This is a genomic window from Lysinibacillus canaveralius, assembly GCF_047301505.1.
Lineage (GTDB): Bacteria > Bacillota > Bacilli > Bacillales_A > Planococcaceae > Lysinibacillus_B.
In genome coordinates this window covers 1689985-1710014 of the sequence record NZ_CP154840.1, presented here as the reverse complement: position 1 = coordinate 1710014, position 20030 = coordinate 1689985, and the positions used below count along the sequence as shown (strand labels likewise).

Sequence of the window (20030 nt, the reverse complement as noted above, 5' to 3'; positions counted from 1 at the left end):
ATTGAAAATGTAAATAAAAATACGTCTAGACAATTTAGTTGTCTAGACGCCATTTTTAATGGATGAGTTGATTACTGCACATCTCTTTGATGAAAAACTTCATCAAGGACAGGTCACCTGTCAGCTCCGGATGGAAGGAGCATGCTAGTAGATGACGGTCCCGTGCACAGACAATATCGCCTTCATGCGTTGCTAATACTTCTACTTCATTTTCCACAGCAGCGATTTTCGGTGCACGGATAAAAACGGCTGGAAAGGAATCACTCACTCCTTGAATGGCAAGCTTTGTCTCAAAGCTGTCCACCTGACGGCCAAATGCGTTGCGGCGGGCTGCAATACGCATCTGCCCGATATGCGCCTCTTCCCCCTCCACTGTTTCAGCAAGCAAAATCAACCCTGCACACGTCCCAAACACCGGCTTATCTTTCGCAAAGCTTTGAAGCGCAGGCAGCATGTGCGCATAGTCAATTAAGCGCCGCATTGCCGTACTTTCTCCACCAGGCAGCAGTAAGCCGTCAATCTCATCGAGCTGTACTGCTTGCTTGACTGCCACCCCATCTGCCCCGCATGCTTCAATTGCTTTAATGTGTTCCGTCACGGCTCCCTGAAGTGCCAATACGCCAATTTTCATTACCAGCCACGCTCCTGCATGCGCTCTTCCTGCGCAAGCTGACGGATTTCAATTCCCTTCATTGGCGTTCCGATTTCCTTTGACACTTCAGCTATTAATGTATAGTCCTGATAGTGCGTTGTCGCCTGCACAATAGAACGTGCAAATTTTTCAGGGTTTTCTGCCTTGAAGATCCCGGATCCTACAAACACACCATCTGCTCCAAGTTCCATCATAAGCGCTGCATCTGCCGGAGTTGCCACACCGCCTGCCGCAAAATTAACAACAGGGAGACGTCCTTCCCGCTTAATTGCTAGTAGTACTTCATAAGGGGCTCCTAAATTCTTTGCCTCGGTCATCAGTTCATCTTCATTCATTGCCACAACCGCCCTTACTTGCGCATTTACTTTACGTAAATGCCGGACAGCTTCCACAATATTTCCTGTACCAGGTTCTCCTTTTGTACGCAGCATCGCAGCACCTTCTCCAATGCGGCGGGCCGCTTCACCGAGGTCTCGGCAGCCGCAGACAAACGGCACCGTATACTGGCTTTTCAGCAAATGGAATTCTTCGTCCGCTGGTGTCAGGACCTCACTTTCATCTATGTAGTCAACGCCCATTGCCTCTAATACGCGTGCCTCAACGATATGGCCGATTCGTGCTTTCGCCATTACCGGTATCGAGACTGCATTCATTACTTCCTCTACAATACGCGGATCTGCCATACGAGCTACCCCGCCGGCAGCTCGAATATCAGAAGGTACGCGTTCTAGTGCCATAACTGCCACTGCTCCTGCAGCTTCTGCAATTTTTGCCTGCTCAGCATTCACCACATCCATGATGACGCCGCCTTTTTGCATTAATGCCATTCCTCTCTTCACTACATCTGACCCTGTTAATATTGACATTTTCAATTCACTCCTTAAGGTTACTATACTGCTCATTATAAATAATTCTGAACTTTTAGAAATAGTCAATTTCCAATAATTTAAAGAGGTCAGATGAAATTTCAGTACATTACCAAGGTAATTTTGTAACAAATATGATTATTAGAAGGAAATTTTTTACCGAAAGAGGAAGTAATTATTATAGGGAATGAATAATTCGGTGAAGAGTACCTGATTTTCTATTCAATCAAAGAGAAATCAAAAAAGCATGCTATTATGCGAAAAACGGAGGTAGCTATATGAATCAAACATTAAAACGAGTAGGAACGCTTTACCTTCCTGTCACTGATGTGGAGCGGTCAACTGAATGGTATGTGCAGAAGCTGGATGCCGATCTTACCCATCAAGATGAGGAAAAAGCCATTTTAAACCTAGCTGATCTAAGTATTTTTCTTGTGAAATCACCAGCAGATGAAAGTGCCAATTTTGTAGATGCAGCTGGACAAGAGCGCTGTTCCATGACATTTGAGGTCGACGGTTACTCTGCTCTCCAGTCGCTGCGTAATGAATTCCTCGAAAAGGAAGTGGAAGTCGGTGAAATTGAAAACCGCGGGCATGCCGGCAGGAACTTTATTTTCAAAGATCCTGATGGCAATAAATTCGACGTTTGGAGCGAGCTTAGCCCGAATTTCAAGAGGAATTTGTTTATTTCATAATAAAAAGAGCGAAGCAATTATCCCATTGCTTCGCTCTCCTTACTATAAATCCACTGTCAAAGCCTTCACATATACAGCCGTCCCGGAAATCGAAATGGCCATCTGCTCATCTCTTTCTTCAATATGGACATACACCTTGCCGTCCTTATCGATCTCATGGCCCTGTTCCATAATTATTGTTGCAGGCAGCGGCAGTTCGGGTTCTACATACTTTTTATAATAAGCGCCCATCACACCAGAGGCAGTTCCGGTAACCGGGTCCTCGATCGTGCCCGAAAACGGTGAAGAGAAATGACGGCTATGCAGCATGCATTCTTCATCTCTTGTTTCAAAACAGATAGGGTGAATCGACATGTGCGGCATTTCCTTGAGTACCTCGGGAAACGCTTTGGTATGAGGAATCATGCTGGAAAAGCTATCGATGCTTTTTACAGGCACAATAAGCGTCCAGATACCGGTACTTCCATAAACGATCGGCAGCTCATCGTGAAGATCCCCTTCCTTTAATCCAATTACTTCAGCAAGCTTTTTCTTACTCCCGGAAAAGGCTTGAAATGCAGGGGCTGTGTGCTGCATGGTGATGACTAGGCTTCCGTTTTCCTCCCGTGTTTGAATTGGCAGCACGCCCGCTTTTGTATCAATCGTAAAGGACTGCTTTATTAACTTCCCTTCTCTGTATAGCGCAAAAATTGTGCCCATCGTTGCATGCCCGCATAAATCATTTTCATGTCCCGGGGTGAAATAGCGGATACCGAAATCTGCCTTGCTCGTCGGTACGACAAACGCAGTCTCGTTAAAACCTACTTTTCTCGCAATCTCCTGCATCTGTTGATCTGTCCATTGTCCGCCGTTTAATACTACACCAGCCGGATTCCCTTTTCCCGGTGTTGTACTAAAGGCATCGATATGTAGTACTGTTGCGTTCGTCATGTTTCCTTCTCCTTTTTATGAGTTACTTTTACAGCTATGTCTCTAGTTACAATTTACATGACTATCATTCTTTTAAACATCTTTTTATTTTCCTAAAGCAGCTTATGATATTGGATTAATGCCGTTTCCGCTCCGTAATAGATGTCTGTGCCGCTGCGGCTGATTTCCTGAAAGCCAAGTTTTTGCAGCATCTTTCTAGAACGGCTGTTCGTCCGGTGGGTTTCTGCCCATATTTTTGTAACCCCTAGCGTTTCTTTCGCATAACTAAACAGCTTTTTAGCTGCAGCGGGTCCTACTCCTTTTCCCCACAGTGCAGTTTCTCCAATAGCAATTCCGAACTCGGCCGTACCATAACGAATATCCGCCAAATCTGCATAGCCAATGAGCCGTCCTTCAAATTCAATTCCTATTCGCAGAAAATGATCCATTCTCCCATTTACACAAGCTGCCCACCATTGATAGAGCTCTTCTTCCTCTCTGCTCAGTTCCCAGCTGTTCGCAAAACAAAATTCCATATCTCGGCTCCACTCGACAACCCGGCTAAAATCCTTTAGACGGAGTGGACGGAGTTGAATCTGCTCGGCAATTTGCTCGCCTACTTCCAAGCTTTTTCCTCCTTTGTATGTGATTTCTGCTTACAAAGAAGCTGACAACCCGTATAAGCTGTCTGTATGCAGCACTCCTATTTTTATATTCGAATACAGCCGCTTTCATCCCGTCTATTGTAAAGTAAGCAAAAATAATATCCACATTATACCCCAAAAATAAAACGCGGAGAAAAGTACGTTCTTTTTTTGGAAAACCCGCTAATTCCCTACCTGTATTGCCAAAAATTACACCGTCCTTCTAAGTACTAATCAAGCATTTTTTTGGTTATCTTTACTATTAGACGAGTTCCTACTCCTTCATTGTAAAAGGGACTAAAAAGAAACCTTTTTAGTCCCCTTCTTTTGAGGAATACGCAGATGGAAAGGTGCTTCTACACAAGCATCCTTTTGTTAGTGGCTGTGATTTTTCTTAGGTTCGAACGTTTGACAGCACGTTTCCCCCGATGTGCTGGCCTTTTCAGTCGCACTGCGAATGTCAAAATCCGCCGCAAACTCCGTGTTATTTCTGCTGCGGGCATTTTCTGTACGGTCTACAAGGATCTTTTCGGCACCGCATAAATTCCCTTTTTCATGAAACAGACAATTCGAGATCGTACAGCTTACTTCTACATTCGGCATAATACTCCTCCTTATGATTTCAATATGAAAAGTACAAAATGACTGCACTTCATTTTCGTACTTCTCATTCTGTAGCTTGTCCAATTTCAATCAATTTTATTTTCCTTTTTATCTTCTCTCCCTTTTATTTTCCATAACCATTGGACTTTTAACTTTTATACATCAAAAGCTTTTGACGAATCGTTTATACATACACAATGCTAAAAAGTCGTTTGTTTCATTGGAATTTCTTTTTTAGTTAAGCAGTGCAGAAATCTTCCTTGTGATTTGAATTAATTTCTTAAAATATACATTCTTTCTCATAATCTCCTATTATTTTTTTGCTTTACAAGCGTAATGAATAGGGTTTCTATTATATTTACTGTATAATGAAATTGATATTTATATTAATTAATGGATAAGCTTTCACTCTATTTTGATAACGAAAGTAAGAGAACAAAACAAGTATTGCTTGTAAGAAACATCAGAGCCTATCAATTATCTTTTAGATTTAAACCATCTATAATGCGCAAATCTATTTAGTATTGCATGGCAACTCATAGTACAGACTTTTTGTAACTATCTAATTGGGATAAGGTGAAGTAAAAAATGACAATTCTTCTTGTGGACGATAATTCAGTAAATTTATTTGTAATCGAAAAAATACTTAACAACGCTGGTTACACTGATTGTGTATCACTCAATTCAGCAATGGAACTATTTGATTATTTGCATCTGGACGATGCAAACGTATCCAGCGGCGCAGTTGACTTAATTCTGCTGGATATTATGATGCCTGAAATTGATGGACTAGAGGCATGTAAGCGTATTAAAGAGGATGATCGGTTCAAGGATATTCCCGTCATTTTTGTAACAGCTCTTGAAGATAAAAGCAAGCTGGCTGAAGCATTAGACATCGGGGGAGCAGACTACATCACAAAGCCTATTAACAAAACAGAGCTGCTGGCGCGTATGCGTGTAGCACTTCGCCTTAAATCAGAGCTGGATTGGCATAAGCAGCATGAAAAGAAAATTCAATATGAGCTGGATTTAGCGACGCATGTACAGCGAAGCTTATTAAGTCCTCCTCTTTCAAAAGAAAATTTACAGATCGAAGTTACATACATGCCTTCTTCCAATCTGGCTGGTGATATGTATTATTGGCATAAAATCAGCGAGCACCGCTATGCCGTCATTTTACTGGATATGATGGGACATGGGATTTCGGCGTCACTAGTTTGTATGTTTATCTCTTCTGTACTGCGTGAAGCGGTCAAACAGCTGGTCGAGCCCGAGCTGGTAATTAAGGAGTTAAACCGCTATATGGCACTCCTGCAGGATGATGGGAAACAGGACATGCCCTACTATTTTACAGCGATCTATCTCGTAATTGATACAGAAAGCAATACAGTAGAATATGTTAATGCCGGCCATCCTGCGGGTTATGCACTTGTTGATAATAAAGAGCTTGTTCCGCTTGAAAAAGGAAGCTGGGCAGTAGGCTTTTTCGATGAAATTAAAGTGACAAAGCAAACGCTAAAATATACAACTGATTTGCAAATCGTTTTATTCACAGACGGCTTGCTAGAAGCGATGGGACCATGCGAAATTGAATCAGAAAAGCGAATTGCTGCTGCTTCCTCTTCCAAATGGACAAATTTCCAGGAAACCGTTAATCAGCTCATCTCTAAAGAAAAGCAGCTGGATCAGCCGGACGATATTTGTATTCTCATGCTGCAGGCACAAGGAAAGTAGGATAAAAGATTTTGTATCCAGTTTTAGTAAAACGCTTTCTTTTCAATGAAAAGAGCGAAATCTTGCTGCGGCAGGCATAAAAGCATAATTACATTTACGTACAGAGAGGTTTTCCAGGGAATATAAATTTCTGGAAAGCCTCTTTTTTCTTTGCTGCAGAACTAACCTACTTATTCAGGAGCTGAAAAAACAAAGTCGAATAGGCTTTCCTGACCTGGGGAGGAAATGATAGAAAATGTATAAAGTCCTTTAGGCATATATCCTTCTTCATATACTGCTGCAAATGTTTTGGACTGACCCGGCGATAAATGTCCATTGTTCCATATTCGTTGGTCAGGCGTTAAAATACGCCATTCAAATGGGGATTCTCCCTTATTCGTAAATCTATACACGACCTCTTCGCCAACTGTTTCCACATAAAATTCATTTTGATATTCTTGTGGTGCTACAGCATCTTTATAGTGGACAAGAAGCGGTTTTTCATTCTCCCAGGAAGAATCACCAATATATCCGCTCTGTGTCGGAAGAATCTCTTTTTGCTCCTGCTTTATTGCCTCCTGCAAAATAAGACCCGTGTTAATCGCAATATCTTCTTTCTTTTCATCTTCAGCCTGGCAGGCAGCCAGTATTGCTGCACACACTGCAGCTATTAGCAGCTTATTTCCGTTACTCATTGTAAGTCCTCCATTAAAAACCCGTTCTTCTCCAAGGAATATTCGATAAACTCGCTTAATTTCCTGTTATATTCGTGATTTTTTCAAGTTACACTATAAAAAAAGACCCTCTGAAGTATCCTTCAGAAGGTCTCATTTTATTTTATTTTTTGATATATTTTTTCACTTCCAACTAATTCATCATAGTTGGAAATCAGCTCCTCGAACCGCAGCGTCTCCTTGTCCCCTAAACACAGGAACCCGTTTAGACTAAGGCTATCGTAAAACAATCGATGCACCTGGTTTTGCAGCGGCGGGGAAAAATAAATCAATACATTGCGGCATAAGACCAGGTGGAACTCATTAAATGACTGGTCTGTTACCAGGTTATGCTGCGCAAAGATAATATTCTTTTTCAAAAACGAGTGGAAATACGCATGCTGGAAATCGGTTTTATAATACTCCGAAAATGCATGGTTTCCACCAGCCAGCATGTAGTTTTTCGTATAGGACTGCATGCGCTGTATCGGAAATACGCCTTGTTTCGCTTTCTCCAGCACTCGTTCGTTCATATCAGTCGCATAAATAACTGCCTTATCGAGAAGTCCCTCCTCCTCCAGGAGAATTGCCATGGAGAACACTTCCTCACCCGTGGCACAGCCTGCATGCCATATACGGATTTCTGGATAATCACGCAGCTTCGGTATAACTTCTGTCCGCAGCGCCCTAAAAAAGCTGGGGTTGCGGAACATTTCGGTTACATTAATCGAGAAGTCATTTAACAGCTGCGTTAAATATCCTTCCTCATGGATGACCTTCTCCTGAAGGCGGGAAATTGTCGCGATATTATTGATTTTCATCCGGTTATATACACGACGGGAGATGGATGCCCGGTTATACTGGCGAAAATCAAATCCTGATAATCGATAAACGGTTTCTAACAGTAAATCTAATTCAAGGTTGGCATGCTGATTGTTCTCCAACCTTTGTTCATCGTACTTGGTCATTACTTAACTCCTTTAGACACGAGCCATACTCTCAGCACTGAGAACAGCTGCTCTAAATTTAATGGTTTACTAATGTAATCAGATGCACCGGCCTCTAATGATTTATCGCGGTCATTCTTCATAGCCTTCGCTGTAAGGGCGATAATCGGTAGATCCGTTAGTTTCATCTCATTACGGATGATTGACATCGTTTCGTAGCCGTCCATATTTGGCATCATAATATCCATTAGCACTACATCGATATTATGATCTTCCTTCATAATATCTAAGCACTCTAACCCATCTTTCGCGACTAATGTCTCCATGCCGCGATTTTCCAGGACACGCTTCAATGCATAGATATTTCGGTTGTCATCATCGACAATTAACACGCGTTTATTTTGGAATACTTCCAGCTCATTTTGAGGAGATAAAGCAGCCAGCTCTTTCTCTTCTTCCTGTTCTTCCACAGGTTGTTCTTCAAAACGGCTGGCTTCCATTGCCTCTAACTCTTCTAATTCTTCGATATCATCGTAATCAGCTGCAGAAGCAGCGCTGATTTCTGCATAGGACAGTTTCATTTGTTCTTCTTCACCAATGCCATTTGGCAGGCTAGGGATGACCAATGTAAATGTACTGCCTTTACCCTCTTCACTTTCAAGTGTAATTTTTGCACCTAATAGTTTTGAGAATTCTCGGCAGATGGAAAGTCCAAGACCTGATCCTCCATATTTCCGGACTGTTGCACCATCAGCTTGCTGGAACGTTTCAAAAATAAGCTGATGTTTATCTTCCGGAATACCGATACCAGTATCGGTTACGGAAACTTCTAACCAATCAGGGCTGATATTTTGCATACATGATGTCACATGCTGATCATGTAATCTATTAATATTCAAGCTGACAGAACCTTGCTCCGTAAACTTAAAGGCATTGGATAATAGATTTTTCAAGATCTGCTGGAATTTCTTCGCATCTGTATAGAAAACTTCCGGGATAGAATCTGCCTGCGTAATATTGAATTCAATATTTTTCCGCTTGGCTACTGGTGAAAACAGCTGATCCATCTGTGTTGGCAGCTCACTCAAATTCACTTCACCAAACAGCACATCAATTTTACCCGCTTCTACCTTTGATAGATCAAGAATATCATTGATCAGTGACAGTAAGTCCTCACCTGATGAATGAATGACTTTGGCGAACTCTGTTTCTTCATCAGATAAATTGTTGCTTCCATTCTCGACAAGCATTTCCGATAAAATAAGGATACTGTTCAGCGGTGTGCGCAATTCATGGGACATATTCGCCAAGAATTCAGATTTGTAGTTCGAGTTTAGTTGTAGCTGTTCAGCTATCTCTTCAAGCTCTTTCTTCGCCTTTTCAAGGTCTCTCGACTTCGTTTCGGCGTCTTTTGTTCTTTCTTCAAGCTGTTTGTTGATGGCAGACAGTGCATCTGTCTGCATTTGCAGTTCCTCGGATTGTGTTTGCAGTTCTTCTGATTGCGTCTGTAATTCTTCTGATTGTACTTGCAGTTCTTCAGTCATTGCACGTGATTCATTCAATAGACGTACAATTTCCATACGGCCTAAAATGCTATTTACTGTTAAACCAAATGAGTCAGCAATTTGTTTTACAAGCTCCAGCTGCTGCTCGTCATATTCCTTCATTGTTGCCAATTCAATGACCGCAATTGTTTCGTCTTCAAAGATGACAGGCAGAATGACAATCTGCTTCGGCGGTGTTTCGCCAAGACCTGTACCGATCATGCGGTAATCCTTAGGCAGTCCTTTGTACGTATACATACGCTTATCAGCAGCAGCTTGTCCAATCAGCCCTTCTCCAAGCTTAAAGTTTTCCCGGCCGATAGAAGTATCCTCGTCAGCAAAAGAAGCCTGCTTCACAAAGCTGACTTTATTATCTACTGTTTCACGTACATAGAATGCCCCATATGACGTATCCGTACGATCTGCCAATTCAGACAAGAATGTTTGCCCCAGCTTCGTAACAGAGGAAACACCTTGATACGTTGTTACGATGTCAGCAAGATTCTTTTGAAGCCATTCTCGTTTTTCCAATGTATCTAGCAAAAAGTTCGTTGCATTTGCTAGATCTCTCACTTCATCCTGCGTATTTACTTTAATTCGTTCCCCGTGGCCTCCGCCAGACAATGCAATTTTGCGGATTGTCTCTGTTACATCACCAATTGTATTCACAATCATCCGGGAAATACCGCTTGAAATTCCAATAGCAATCAATGAAATAATAATCAGCAGTGCAAAAAGACCAAACGTAAGGATTTGGTTTCGGCCATCCAGCGCTGCTGCCCGCTCATCAATGTTTGCCTTCTCAATCGCTAGGAACGATTCAAATTGAGATTGAATCGCTTCCATATCTTTGCGGCCTAAATCTACTTGGAAGAAGGCAGCAAGATCTTCGCTTCTATTTTCTTTTTTCATTTGGATGACTGGATCCCCTGAATTCGCAATCCAGTGGTCGATCGTCACCTTTATATCATCCAATAGCTGTAGCTGCGCAGGGTTCTCGGCTACCAGCTGTCGGAGCTTATCATAGTCCACCTTCCAGTTAACGGAAGCATTATTATAGGGCTCTAAATAGCTCGTCTCCCCCGTGATAACATATCCGCGCTTGTTCGATTCCATATCCTTAATGTTTTTTTCAATATTATTCGTCAACGTTTGCACCTGTGAATCATATTGAATAATTTGATTCCTCGAATTCTGCAGCGAGGTAATTTGTGCATTCAAAAATATGACGGATACAAGTAGGCAAAGAATGATCACGATATAACCTACTGTTATTTTGGATCGTATGCCAAATTTCAATCTATTCATAACTTCTCCTGCCTTTATTTTATCTATTTTCTCGTCACTTTTAATACTATACTAATTATAAAGGAAATGAAACCGAGAATGAGAGAAATGATCTTTAATAATTAGCGAGGTTTATATGAAAATAATACTATTTAAATAAAACCTTCTCAAATCTAAAGGACTATTTTTATTTTTCTGTATTTTCCTTCTATTAAAGAGGTTTGTTTAAGTTGCAACGTTCCGTCATTTTTTTGCCCCTGATAAACATTAACTATTACTTTTACCCGAGTTTTATTTTTATTAAACCTAATCCATTTGGTTTATTTTCCTCAAATGTTTCCTTCCACTTTCTTTTGGGTAGTTGAGGTAGGAAAGCACGACTCGGGAGGTACAAAATGTTCTTCAATAGCTGGCAAACAATCGGTGAAACCATTCTACTTGGTGCCCTCGGCTATGTTGGTGTCGTTGCATCTTTGCGGATATCGGGCAAAAGGACACTGGCACAAATGGATGCCTTTGACCTCGTCGTTACAGTGGCAGTTGGTTCCATCTTAGCAACGATGATTCTCGATTCCACAGTTGTTCTTTTACAAGGTCTTACAGCAGTTGCTGTCCTCGTCGTGCTGCAAGTAATTGCTGCCTGGCTTGCGATGAAATCGTCTCTAATGCAAAGAATCATTAAGGCTGATCCAGAGCTCCTCTACTATAAAGGGCAGTATTTTGATAAAGTCATGAAGAAAAAGCGAATTCTCAAGGAAGAGCTTCTTCACTCTGCACGAACAAACGGTATTAGCTCTCTAGATGAAGTAGAAGCTGCTATATTAGAGCCGAATGGCAGTATTAGCTTTGTGGAGAAAATTGACCGCTCCAAGTATTCTACCCTTTCCGGAATAGAAGGGATGCAAGAATAAAGGAATACACGATAGCGTGTACTCACTTTATATTAGACAGCCATCATCCAATAATATATGAAAAAACTACAGACTATCTTGCGTTTATCTATAGTCTGCTTACTGAATGCATTTACGATTAGATTTCTTGTAATTGAGAGTCTAAATACTCCATTTCCCATCTCGTTTGTTTTTCTGCGCTGCTCATGGATGATAAATCATCATAATCAAACTTTGCTTTCATCTTTCCTTCATGGTTCAGCCGAAACGTTACGGTTGTCCAAATTTCCTGGCCGTTTAAAATAAATTCTTGGTGGAGCCGGAGAAATGCATCATACAATTGATCTTCCAGCGGTTCAAATAGCTGTTCATCCAATTCGAACAAATCCGCCATTTCCAGACTAGATACCGGTGTATTTCTTATATCCGGGAAATAATAGAAAAATAATTCTCGGTAACGCTCCCCCATTTCAGCATATAAAAGGATGTCCCGCCAGCTTTCTGGAATCATTTTCACTAGTATATCTGCCACCTCCTGATAAATTTGCTCCATCCCTTTTGTCACCATCTTGGTCCCTCCTGTTATTTCGATTTATTTTTTACTCCTTTTTTCTTACTTTTTACTTTCACTTGTTATTGCAGTGTGATCGCTTCCCTCTGTTCTTCTCCATCAGCATTCTCCCAAATGATCTGAACCTGGCAGGATACATACTTCTTTGGCGGATCGCCAAAATATAAGTTAGGATAGAAAAACGGGTGCAATGTATGAGCAGTACCATATACATCTTCACCATCAGAGAATTCCGTTACGTCCACGATGACTTCCTCTCCCTCTAAAAATGTAACGTTTTTTACCGTAAGCTCCTCTTTTGATTTTTGTTTGACCGAGAGCATCCAACCGCCCTCTAAACTGCCCGGGCCCTGCTCTTGAAATAATACTTTCCATGTCCCGTCATTAGAGCTGCCCTCCATCGTATGGATGGAATAATCCCAATAGATCAACCCTGCTATAGCGAGGATGAACACGCCTACTAGAACCGAGTAAAATTTCATCATCTCCCTGATTCCCTTCTTTTACTGTATGGCTGTGTAGAATCGTTCCCTCTCTTTTCTGTATACGCGCGCAAAATTCCTTTCATTTTCCCGGGTAAATAAAAAAAGGGCCTATCGCCCGGTGGCAATAGACCTCTCTTTCCTATACTAACGCCTTTTCTTTCATCACATATACCTGATTTAAAATCAGCGCACCGAACATTTGGACGACCGTTTTAACGATTATCTGTCCTAAGATAGCAGTCGGTACTGCTTCCCATGGCAAAATACCAGCACCGATCGGACTTAATCCGATGATAACAAAGACAACGGAATCAAATAACCCTCCAACAATTCCGCTATAAAATACGCGCCACGCCATTGGCAGCTTAAGGCGTGTATAGATTTCTGTATCGGCTGTTTCTGCAATAACGAAAGATAGTGCAGACGCCACCACAATCATTAGTGTATCGCCAAGAGAAAATGATACAAGCGCCGAAAGGACAAGCGCTGTCAAAATAAATAAATAAGTTTTGGAACGGCCGTATTTATTTTGCACTAGGTCACGGAAAATAAATGTCGCTCCAACAAAAAGTGTTCCCATTGGTACGATAAACATGCCAAACTCCAATGGTGCAAAGCGAGCTGTCACAACATTCGCAATGACGATAGATAATAAGTAGAATAATATTCTCATGGTACTGCTCCTTTTTAATAATGACTAATTCGTCAATTTTTCTTTTCGGTATTACATTTGGGCTTGCTGCTCATTCTTTTTCGAGCTTATATACTGCTCAAGTCCTCTTTGACGCAGTTTACATGCTGGACATGTTCCGCAACCATCCGACTTGATTCCATTATAGCAAGTAAGGGTACGCTCGCGTACAAATTCAAGTGCACCAAGACTATCTGCCAGCTCCCACGTTTGGGCCTTGTCTAGCCACATCAGCGGTGTTTCGATGACAAATGTCTTATCCATCGATAAATTCAATGTAACGTTTAGTGACTTAATAAAGATGTCACGGCAGTCCGGATAGCCGCTAAAGTCCGTTTCACATACACCTGTGACAATATATTTGGCACCTACTTGAGCAGCCAGAATCCCGGCAAAAGATAGGAAAACAAGGTTTCGTCCTGGAACGAAGGAAGATGGCAGCTCATCATCCTTGCCATCCGCCACTTCAATTTCATTTCGTGTCAGCGCGCTTGGCGCAAGTTGATTTAGAAGGGACATATCCAGAATATGATGCTTAACGCCAAGTTCCTGCGCTATTTCAGCAGCACATTCAATCTCCAGTCGATGCCGCTGTCCGTAATCAAATGTAACCGCCTCTACTTCCGAAAATCTTTCCTTTGCCCAAAAAAGGCAGGTTGTGCTATCCTGTCCCCCGCTGAATACGACGATTGCTTTTTCCTGTATCAATAAACAAACTCCCTTTCAAAGGAAAAAACGGCATTCTAAGAAAAATGCCGTTTCTTCTTAGTTTTTTTAAAGAGGGGTGCTAAAAACCTCTCGCTTCATTCGAAGCTTATTTAATTAGCGGTTATCAATAGTTTCTGGATTCAGGTCGTGATTCATCAGGCGGTAGTGTGCCATTTCCTCATACTTCGTTCCCGGCCGTCCATAATTGCACCAAGGATCAATCGAAATGCCTCCGCGCGGCGTGAATTTACCCCATACCTCAATGTAGCGCGGGTCCAGCAATTTGATTAAATCATCCATGATAATATTGACACAGTCCTCATGGAAATCCCCGTGGTTGCGGAAGCTGAATAGATACAGCTTCAACGACTTACTCTCGACGATTTTTTTATCCGGAATGTACGAAATGTACATTGTCGCAAAATCCGGCTGTGATGTAATCGGACAAAGGCTCGTAAACTCCGGACAATTGAACTTGACGAAATAATCTCGGTTGGTATGAAGATTATCCACCGACTCCAGTACTTCCGGCGCATAATCAAATGAGTATTTTGTATTTTGATTACCCAGTAATGTTAATTCTTCTAATCCTTCTTGTTGGCTTCTGCCAGACATAAAAAAACCTCCCTGCAAATGTGTCCGAACACGTTTCAGAAGAGGCGCATCTATCAATCTATTAAACATATGATTGAAACAAAAAAGCCACGTCCTATATGGACATGGCGTAAAGTCATGTTTCCATAGTTTTTTATAGAGGGTATCCGCTATGAACCTCTCCCGTTCGCATCCGGGCATTCTATTCTTCAACATAATACAGAATATGCAGCAAAACGTCAATGACAATTTTACAATTAGAGGCTTCCATACAAGTCTGGCCGACATGCTCCTGTTACATGAAAGCTTTCAACATCCGCTGTCTTGCCGCTTCCAATGGCCCAAGCTTGAATGCATTCATCCAACTAGCGGCAAATAAAACCTGAATAAGCGAGATACTAATCCAAATCAAGATGACTCCCAAAGCATCCAGCTTTCCACCGAGCCCTAGTCCCCATCCGTAAAAAATAGCCGAGGCTAGAATATTCTGCGTCACATAACAGCTGAGAGACATCTGGCCAGTCTTTTCAAGGCAACGCCAAATTAGAATGCCTTTACTATTCTCAACTACTCTACCGATGACACCTATATAGCCGAGTGCAAGTATCGGCGCAAACAAATAGCGAACAGGCAGATCGAAAACGCCGCCTGGAATAAAAATAAGCGCATTTAAGGGCAAACCGATCCCTAGCCCCCACTTTAATAATTTTCCGCGCTTTCTTTTACCTTCCTCTCCTTCCGCAAACACACCTGAGCGCATGAGACGTACGCCAAGCAGGAAAAGGAAAATATTCATCGGTATAACGAAAATTGCTTCAGCTCTGAGCGGCAGGAAATTGGCAAGGCGGTATTGTACCTGCTCGATCCAGCTCCCATCCCTATATAAGCCCACTACTTCCTGAAAGCTGCCAAGTGACATATTTGCCCCAAGTAAACCGCCAATCATCACAAGCAGAATGACAGCTGCATGAATTCCCCCTAGTGCTTTCATAGTGCATGATATAACTTTTTCCCCTCGCTTAATGATAAACGCCGCAATAATAGCTGTTACCCCATAGCTCATCAGAATGTCATACTCCATTACGAGGGTAAAATGAAGAAATCCTTCCACAAGCAGAAATACGGCGGTCCACATATAAACCCCCGGCCATGGACGCCCTTTTCTTTGCATCTGCCGGTACTTCAGTTCCATGCCGACCCCGAACATGATTGTCAGGAGGCCAAGCAGCTTCCCATTTACAAGAAATAAGATGATCATCCTCACAAAATCGTCTAGTTCCCACCAGCTGGAAAATTGGCTTGTCGTAATATAGGAAAGGTCTCCTAAATAGGCAAATATCCAAATATTTGTCCCTAACGTCCCCAATATCGCAACTCCCCGCAGAATATCCAATAGGCGAATTCTATCTGTCCTTTCCATCTGCACCATCCTTTTGTAAATCCTCTTTCTTTCCATATTTATTTTAATCTACTTTAGTAGTTTCTAGAAAATACGTAAAAAACCTGCAGTATGACGACCTGTTTAATGGTGCATTGATAGGATTGTTAGATTGAAATTAAAGACTATAAACAATTTAATTGAGGCTCAGAAAATGAGGAGGCTGCGGCTATTCTTTGTCACCAAGAGATACTGCCCTTGCTCTATAGCTATTAAAAAAGCCGCGCTAGTACAATACTAACGCAGCTCTATCCAATCTTTACACTTCAGCGGTGCATACACGGTTACGTCCCGTTTCCTTCGCTTCATATAGGGCCAGATCAGCACGGTGCAGCAATTGGTGCAATGTTTCATCGTTCGCTTCTGCAACCCCGATGCTTAATGTCACCTGTACCACTCCCTCTGCTGTTATGACCGGCTGTGTCTCTACAGCAGCGCGGAGTCGTTCTGCAAGCGCTATTCCGTCTTCACGCGAACCTTTTAATGAACCGACGAATTCCTCCCCGCCATACCTTGCAAAAAGAGCTAACCCAGCTAATTGCAGCTGAATAAGCTTTGCTACATGCACAAGCACTTCATCACCTACATGATGTCCAAATGTATCATTCACCCGCTTAAAATGATCAATATCTATCAAAATGACAGTAAATGGCTCTGATAAGGCCTTTGTTTCATCAAATTGATCATTGCAGTACTCAAAAAAAGCGCGGCGATTATATATTTGTGTAAGCTCATCGTAATGCGCTTGATGCTCTAACTTTCTTTGCAGCTGCTTCAGCTGCGTAATATCGGTGAAAATGATTAGAAGCCCTTTGCTATTACCTGCCCCTTCTATAACAGAAGTCCGTATGTGGTAAATATGCTCTGTTTGATGAATCATGAGCTTGATTTCATTCCCCGACATAGATGTTAACCCTGTAAAAGAAAAGGAAACGCCAGTAAGCTCCTGCCACAGCTGTTCGAAATCACATCCAAGCATTTTTTTATCTAATGCGGGGAGCATGTTTCTAAGAGGCTGATTGAATTCAATCAGCCGGTGTGACTCATCTAATACCACTACCCCATCACTCATGCTATTGAAGATCACATCTTTTGCAACCGGCATAATCGCAAAAAGCCTGGATGAGCGGATAGACCAAAAATACAAAAGAGATGAAAGCCATAAAACCATTGGTACTGGATCGATTCCTGGCGGCGTTAAGCCGACAAGATATAGAAAAGCTGTAAACATAGGTACAAACTGGCCGCATATTAATGAAAACAGCTGTGGACGATACGTTTTCGCCGTATCCTTCCAGCGCGAAATAGCCAATAAAAAGGCCGCAAACATGCAGCCAAAGATGAATATTCCATGGATGGTATACCATGTGCCAATCTCTTGTTGCACAAAGGGAGCTCCCATAGCCGAATCGATTTCGAACACCCGATAATGCAGGTGATGGAAATCATTTGTTGCAACCATCAAAACCGTAATTGCTGGAATTGTGAGAAGCGCAGCAATCATTCGCTTTGTTATGTTAATACCTAAATATGCGATAACGAACAACAGGCCTGCCGGAGGTGCGAAGGCAATGCCAATATATTGAAATACCGTCCAAACCTTAACTTGATCAAGTGTTGTGGATAATAAGCCAAACGCAGCAGCAAAGCAATAAAGTGCGGTGACAAATGAGTTAAATAAGAAGAACCATAAAACAGTCGAATAATGATGACGTTTGCCAAAAGCATGTATGCTTAAAAAGAGATTCATCACACCCGACGTACAAATCAATGCTATATATGCTGTTAATTGTGAACTCACAGTATACTCCCTGCTTACTATTTTATTTAAATGTAGCATAGTAGAAAAAATTTGTGGATAACTATTTGATGACCAGAGCACGAAAAATGAAAAACAATGTCTTTTTCCTTATAAATATAGCTCATCTCTTGCTTCTCTATTCCCTAGTGAAAAGTCCGCATAATGTAGTAATGCAGCTCATATCATCTAGAAGAAAGGATGATGATATTGAAAAACATTTTAGAAAATGCGGAACTGTTACAAAATATTTTTGATATATCAATTGCCGTCATACTGCTCTGCTCTATTTTATCACTTCGGCTATTTAGAAAAGTAAAGCGCGAAAAAAAGCTCTCTCCATTTGACTCAATGATTTATTTACTCATTAGGCTCGCGATTTTTCTATGGTTAGCCAGCTTTCTTCTTATGGAATATGGTACATACTTGCAGAAGTTAACTTCTTTGCGTTGGTTTTCATAATAGACTTTTCTTCTCCGCATCCTTTTACCTGTCTTTTCGTATCATATTCTTATAAAGCCCGAGCTCGATGCGTTTAGTTTCTAAATGGACAATCACTCTTTATATGATCACTTCTCTCCGCCCCGGGGTCCACTTTTCTTTAAATAGAATGAGAAAAAACCCGCTGCACATAAGCAAGCGATGAACGTCCAGACATTGAAAAATAAATGATTGGAAAAAGGGCTTAAATAGCCTAACTCATAGTCAACATACTGCTGCGCTTCATTTCGGAATGAAATAATACGATAAAGAGAAATGCCCACAATGAAAAGAAATACACTGACATAGCCTATTTGCAGTGTTCTTCTTGTAATGGAAATGCGTTCATGGACCATCTCCAGTACAAACATCATCGCAAAGAAGAAATACATTACAATTAATGAAGGAAACACAATGAACATTAACCCAACATTTCCATTTCCTCCGGTATAGTTATTCCCGCCCGGATCAATTGAGGCAGTAGATAAATTCGTTAGGACAAAGCCGCTCACAGTCACCACCCCGGAAATAATAACACTTAGCCAAAACAGTATTCGCATGTACACTCCCCCAGTTGTCTATTTTTACCTATTTTACTAGAGTAAACGAATTATACAAGCAGCAGGTTGCTGTACATAATCTTTCCAAACCTTTATCTTAAACTTGAAAGTCTTGGAAAGAAATAGAAACCTTCAATCCATAAAGGGTTGAAGGTTTCCAGGCTGAAGACAAACTCAAAGAACTTTGAAATTGTCTTCAGTCTTTTTTCTATTTACAATACATAGTAAGAAATCGTCGATTTCCGCTCTAGGCGCTACGCTTACCACGGGCACGGCCTCAGCCTTCTCCCTCGCTGCGCTCAGTCCGGGTGCTTCGGGCCAATAGGATGTTGGTCACAAAGGCGTTGTCACACGATGTGACGGTTTTAGCCTTTGTTCCTTTCGTCGCACATAAATTCGCTGTTCCCGTTGGTGTCTTCGCGCCTGCCACTTCAATCGACTTGTATCAGCTACTGAAAAAGGGCGGTCCTTTTACATTTCCTACTATTCTGAGGTGATGATAATTATGATGACGAAAAACCAAATCAATGAACGCGAACAACTTGAAATACTGACAATTGAACAGTTTGTACCAAAGAACCCTCTGGTCCGTAAACTGGATGCTGCCTATAAAACACCTGCGATTACAACTTCTTGTTAGAGAATCAAATGTTGCCTGTATTGCCGTACCCTCGACCAAAAACGAAGGGAGATTTCTTCCGCAAGCATGCGTATGTTTATGATGAGTACTTCAATGCCTATATCTGTCCGAATACTCAGCTGCTAGAATACACAACGACAACAAAAGAAGGTTATCGCCAATACAAATCTAAACCGGCCATTTGTGCGAACTGTCCTTTCTTATCACAATATACGGAAAGTGAAAATCACACGAAGCTGATTCAGCGACATATATGGGAAGAATACGTTGAGGAGGCGGAACATTTACGTCCTCATGTTGAAATAAAAGAGGTTTATGCGAAACGCAAAGAAACGATTGAGCGTGTCTTTGCTGATGCGAAAGAAAAGCATGTTATGCGTTAGACAACCTTACGGGGGCTTAAAAAATTGTCCATGCAGGCGATGCTTACTTTTGCTGCCATGAATTTAAAAAAGCTTGCCACTTGGACATGGCAAGCTGCCTAATATGAGATGAAAGCGTCTCGTAGAGGCGATTCACAAATAAAACTCAGTTAAAAGTTATATTCAACTATCTGCGAAAATAACAAAACGCCTCGAGAGATGGACTCTCGAGGCATTTTA

General features: G+C 41.6%; 20 protein-coding genes and 1 pseudogene. 5 read left to right on the top strand and 16 right to left on the bottom strand.

The features are described 5' to 3' along the window. Nucleotides 1-55: 55 nt before the first annotated feature. Complete coding sequence (pdxT, locus tag AA0Y26_RS08490; protein WP_413366873.1) at nucleotides 56-631, bottom strand: pyridoxal 5'-phosphate synthase glutaminase subunit PdxT; 576 nt, start codon at nucleotides 629-631, stop codon at nucleotides 56-58. Then, entirely contained in the window at nucleotides 631-1518 is an 888-nt protein-coding gene (pdxS, locus tag AA0Y26_RS08485; RefSeq protein WP_413366871.1) for a pyridoxal 5'-phosphate synthase lyase subunit PdxS, read from the bottom strand. The genes pdxT and pdxS overlap by 1 nt, the downstream gene beginning before the upstream one ends. Nucleotides 1519-1796: 278 nt before the next feature. Here pdxS and AA0Y26_RS08480 point away from each other — a divergent pair, with 278 nt between their 5' ends. Next, nucleotides 1797-2213, top strand: a complete 417-nt coding sequence (locus AA0Y26_RS08480; protein WP_413366870.1) for a VOC family protein — start codon at nucleotides 1797-1799, stop codon at nucleotides 2211-2213. 42 nt (nucleotides 2214-2255) lie between these two features. Here the strand turns inward: AA0Y26_RS08480 and AA0Y26_RS08475 are convergent, their stop codons facing one another. From AA0Y26_RS08475 to AA0Y26_RS08465, 3 genes are all read right to left on the bottom strand, one after another. Continuing rightward, the gene (locus tag AA0Y26_RS08475) at nucleotides 2256-3143 is read right to left on the bottom strand and encodes a PhzF family phenazine biosynthesis protein (protein ID WP_413366868.1); all 888 of its coding nucleotides are present in this window, start codon (nucleotides 3141-3143) and stop codon (nucleotides 2256-2258) included. 92 nt (nucleotides 3144-3235) lie between these two features. Then, nucleotides 3236-3748: a GNAT family N-acetyltransferase gene (locus AA0Y26_RS08470; RefSeq protein WP_413366866.1), complete on the bottom strand. Its 513-nt coding sequence runs from the start codon at nucleotides 3746-3748 to the stop codon at nucleotides 3236-3238. Nucleotides 3749-4141: 393 nt separating this feature from the next. Beyond that, the gene (locus AA0Y26_RS08465; RefSeq protein WP_413366864.1) at nucleotides 4142-4369 is read right to left on the bottom strand and encodes a DUF1540 domain-containing protein; all 228 of its coding nucleotides are present in this window, start codon (nucleotides 4367-4369) and stop codon (nucleotides 4142-4144) included. A gap of 588 nt (nucleotides 4370-4957) precedes the next feature. Between AA0Y26_RS08465 and AA0Y26_RS08460 the strand changes: the two genes are divergently transcribed. After that, nucleotides 4958-6103 (top strand): SpoIIE family protein phosphatase, encoded by a 1146-nt coding sequence (locus AA0Y26_RS08460; RefSeq protein ID WP_413366862.1) that lies wholly within the window; start codon nucleotides 4958-4960, stop codon nucleotides 6101-6103. A 170-nt stretch (nucleotides 6104-6273) separates the two neighbouring features. Here AA0Y26_RS08460 and AA0Y26_RS08455 read toward each other — a convergent pair whose 3' ends face one another. From AA0Y26_RS08455 to AA0Y26_RS08445, 3 genes are all read right to left on the bottom strand, one after another. Beyond that, complete coding sequence (locus AA0Y26_RS08455; protein ID WP_413366861.1) at nucleotides 6274-6777, bottom strand: hypothetical protein; 504 nt, start codon at nucleotides 6775-6777, stop codon at nucleotides 6274-6276. A gap of 137 nt (nucleotides 6778-6914) precedes the next feature. Continuing rightward, nucleotides 6915-7763: a CheR family methyltransferase gene (locus tag AA0Y26_RS08450; protein ID WP_413366860.1), complete on the bottom strand. Its 849-nt coding sequence runs from the start codon at nucleotides 7761-7763 to the stop codon at nucleotides 6915-6917. Next, the gene (locus AA0Y26_RS08445; RefSeq protein WP_413366858.1) at nucleotides 7763-10594 is read right to left on the bottom strand and encodes a CHASE3 domain-containing protein; all 2832 of its coding nucleotides are present in this window, start codon (nucleotides 10592-10594) and stop codon (nucleotides 7763-7765) included. Before AA0Y26_RS08445 ends, AA0Y26_RS08450 begins: the two co-directional genes overlap by 1 nt. A gap of 374 nt (nucleotides 10595-10968) precedes the next feature. On the opposite strand from AA0Y26_RS08445, the gene AA0Y26_RS08440 reads away from it, so the two are divergent. Then, entirely contained in the window at nucleotides 10969-11484 is a 516-nt protein-coding gene (locus tag AA0Y26_RS08440; RefSeq protein WP_413366856.1) for a DUF421 domain-containing protein, read from the top strand. A gap of 118 nt (nucleotides 11485-11602) precedes the next feature. On the opposite strand, the gene AA0Y26_RS08435 is transcribed toward AA0Y26_RS08440, so the two are convergent. The 7 genes from AA0Y26_RS08435 to AA0Y26_RS08405 all read right to left on the bottom strand — a co-directional run bounded on the left by AA0Y26_RS08435 (nucleotide 11603) and on the right by AA0Y26_RS08405 (nucleotide 17751). After that, nucleotides 11603-12031, bottom strand: coding sequence for an immunity protein YezG family protein (locus tag AA0Y26_RS08435; protein ID WP_413366854.1), 429 nt, complete (start codon nucleotides 12029-12031; stop codon nucleotides 11603-11605). Between the two features lie 65 nt (nucleotides 12032-12096). Next, on the bottom strand, nucleotides 12097-12519 hold the full coding sequence (locus AA0Y26_RS08430) for a hypothetical protein (RefSeq protein ID WP_413366853.1): 423 nt from the start codon (nucleotides 12517-12519) through the stop codon (nucleotides 12097-12099). Between the two features lie 139 nt (nucleotides 12520-12658). Next, nucleotides 12659-13192, bottom strand: a complete 534-nt coding sequence (locus AA0Y26_RS08425) for a VUT family protein (RefSeq protein ID WP_413366851.1) — start codon at nucleotides 13190-13192, stop codon at nucleotides 12659-12661. Nucleotides 13193-13243: 51 nt separating this feature from the next. Then, a complete protein-coding gene (queC, locus tag AA0Y26_RS08420) occupies nucleotides 13244-13918 on the bottom strand; it encodes a 7-cyano-7-deazaguanine synthase QueC (protein WP_413366849.1) in 675 nt (224 codons plus the stop codon). Between the two features lie 114 nt (nucleotides 13919-14032). Next, complete coding sequence (queF, locus tag AA0Y26_RS08415) at nucleotides 14033-14533, bottom strand: preQ(1) synthase (RefSeq protein WP_413366847.1); 501 nt, start codon at nucleotides 14531-14533, stop codon at nucleotides 14033-14035. 274 nt (nucleotides 14534-14807) lie between these two features. Then, complete coding sequence (locus tag AA0Y26_RS08410) at nucleotides 14808-15932, bottom strand: DUF418 domain-containing protein (protein WP_413366845.1); 1125 nt, start codon at nucleotides 15930-15932, stop codon at nucleotides 14808-14810. Between the two features lie 277 nt (nucleotides 15933-16209). Further along, a complete protein-coding gene (locus tag AA0Y26_RS08405) occupies nucleotides 16210-17751 on the bottom strand; it encodes a diguanylate cyclase (RefSeq protein ID WP_413366844.1) in 1542 nt (513 codons plus the stop codon). Between the two features lie 204 nt (nucleotides 17752-17955). Between AA0Y26_RS08405 and AA0Y26_RS08400 the strand changes: the two genes are divergently transcribed. After that, a complete protein-coding gene (locus AA0Y26_RS08400; RefSeq protein ID WP_413368115.1) occupies nucleotides 17956-18210 on the top strand; it encodes a hypothetical protein in 255 nt (84 codons plus the stop codon). 107 nt (nucleotides 18211-18317) lie between these two features. On the opposite strand, the gene AA0Y26_RS08395 is transcribed toward AA0Y26_RS08400, so the two are convergent. Then, nucleotides 18318-18788 (bottom strand): hypothetical protein, encoded by a 471-nt coding sequence (locus tag AA0Y26_RS08395; protein WP_413366842.1) that lies wholly within the window; start codon nucleotides 18786-18788, stop codon nucleotides 18318-18320. A gap of 589 nt (nucleotides 18789-19377) precedes the next feature. Between AA0Y26_RS08395 and AA0Y26_RS08390 the strand changes: the two are divergent. Next, nucleotides 19378-19913, top strand: a pseudogene (locus AA0Y26_RS08390) (transposase); the annotation flags it as partial. Nucleotides 19914-20030: the final 117 nt, after the last annotated feature.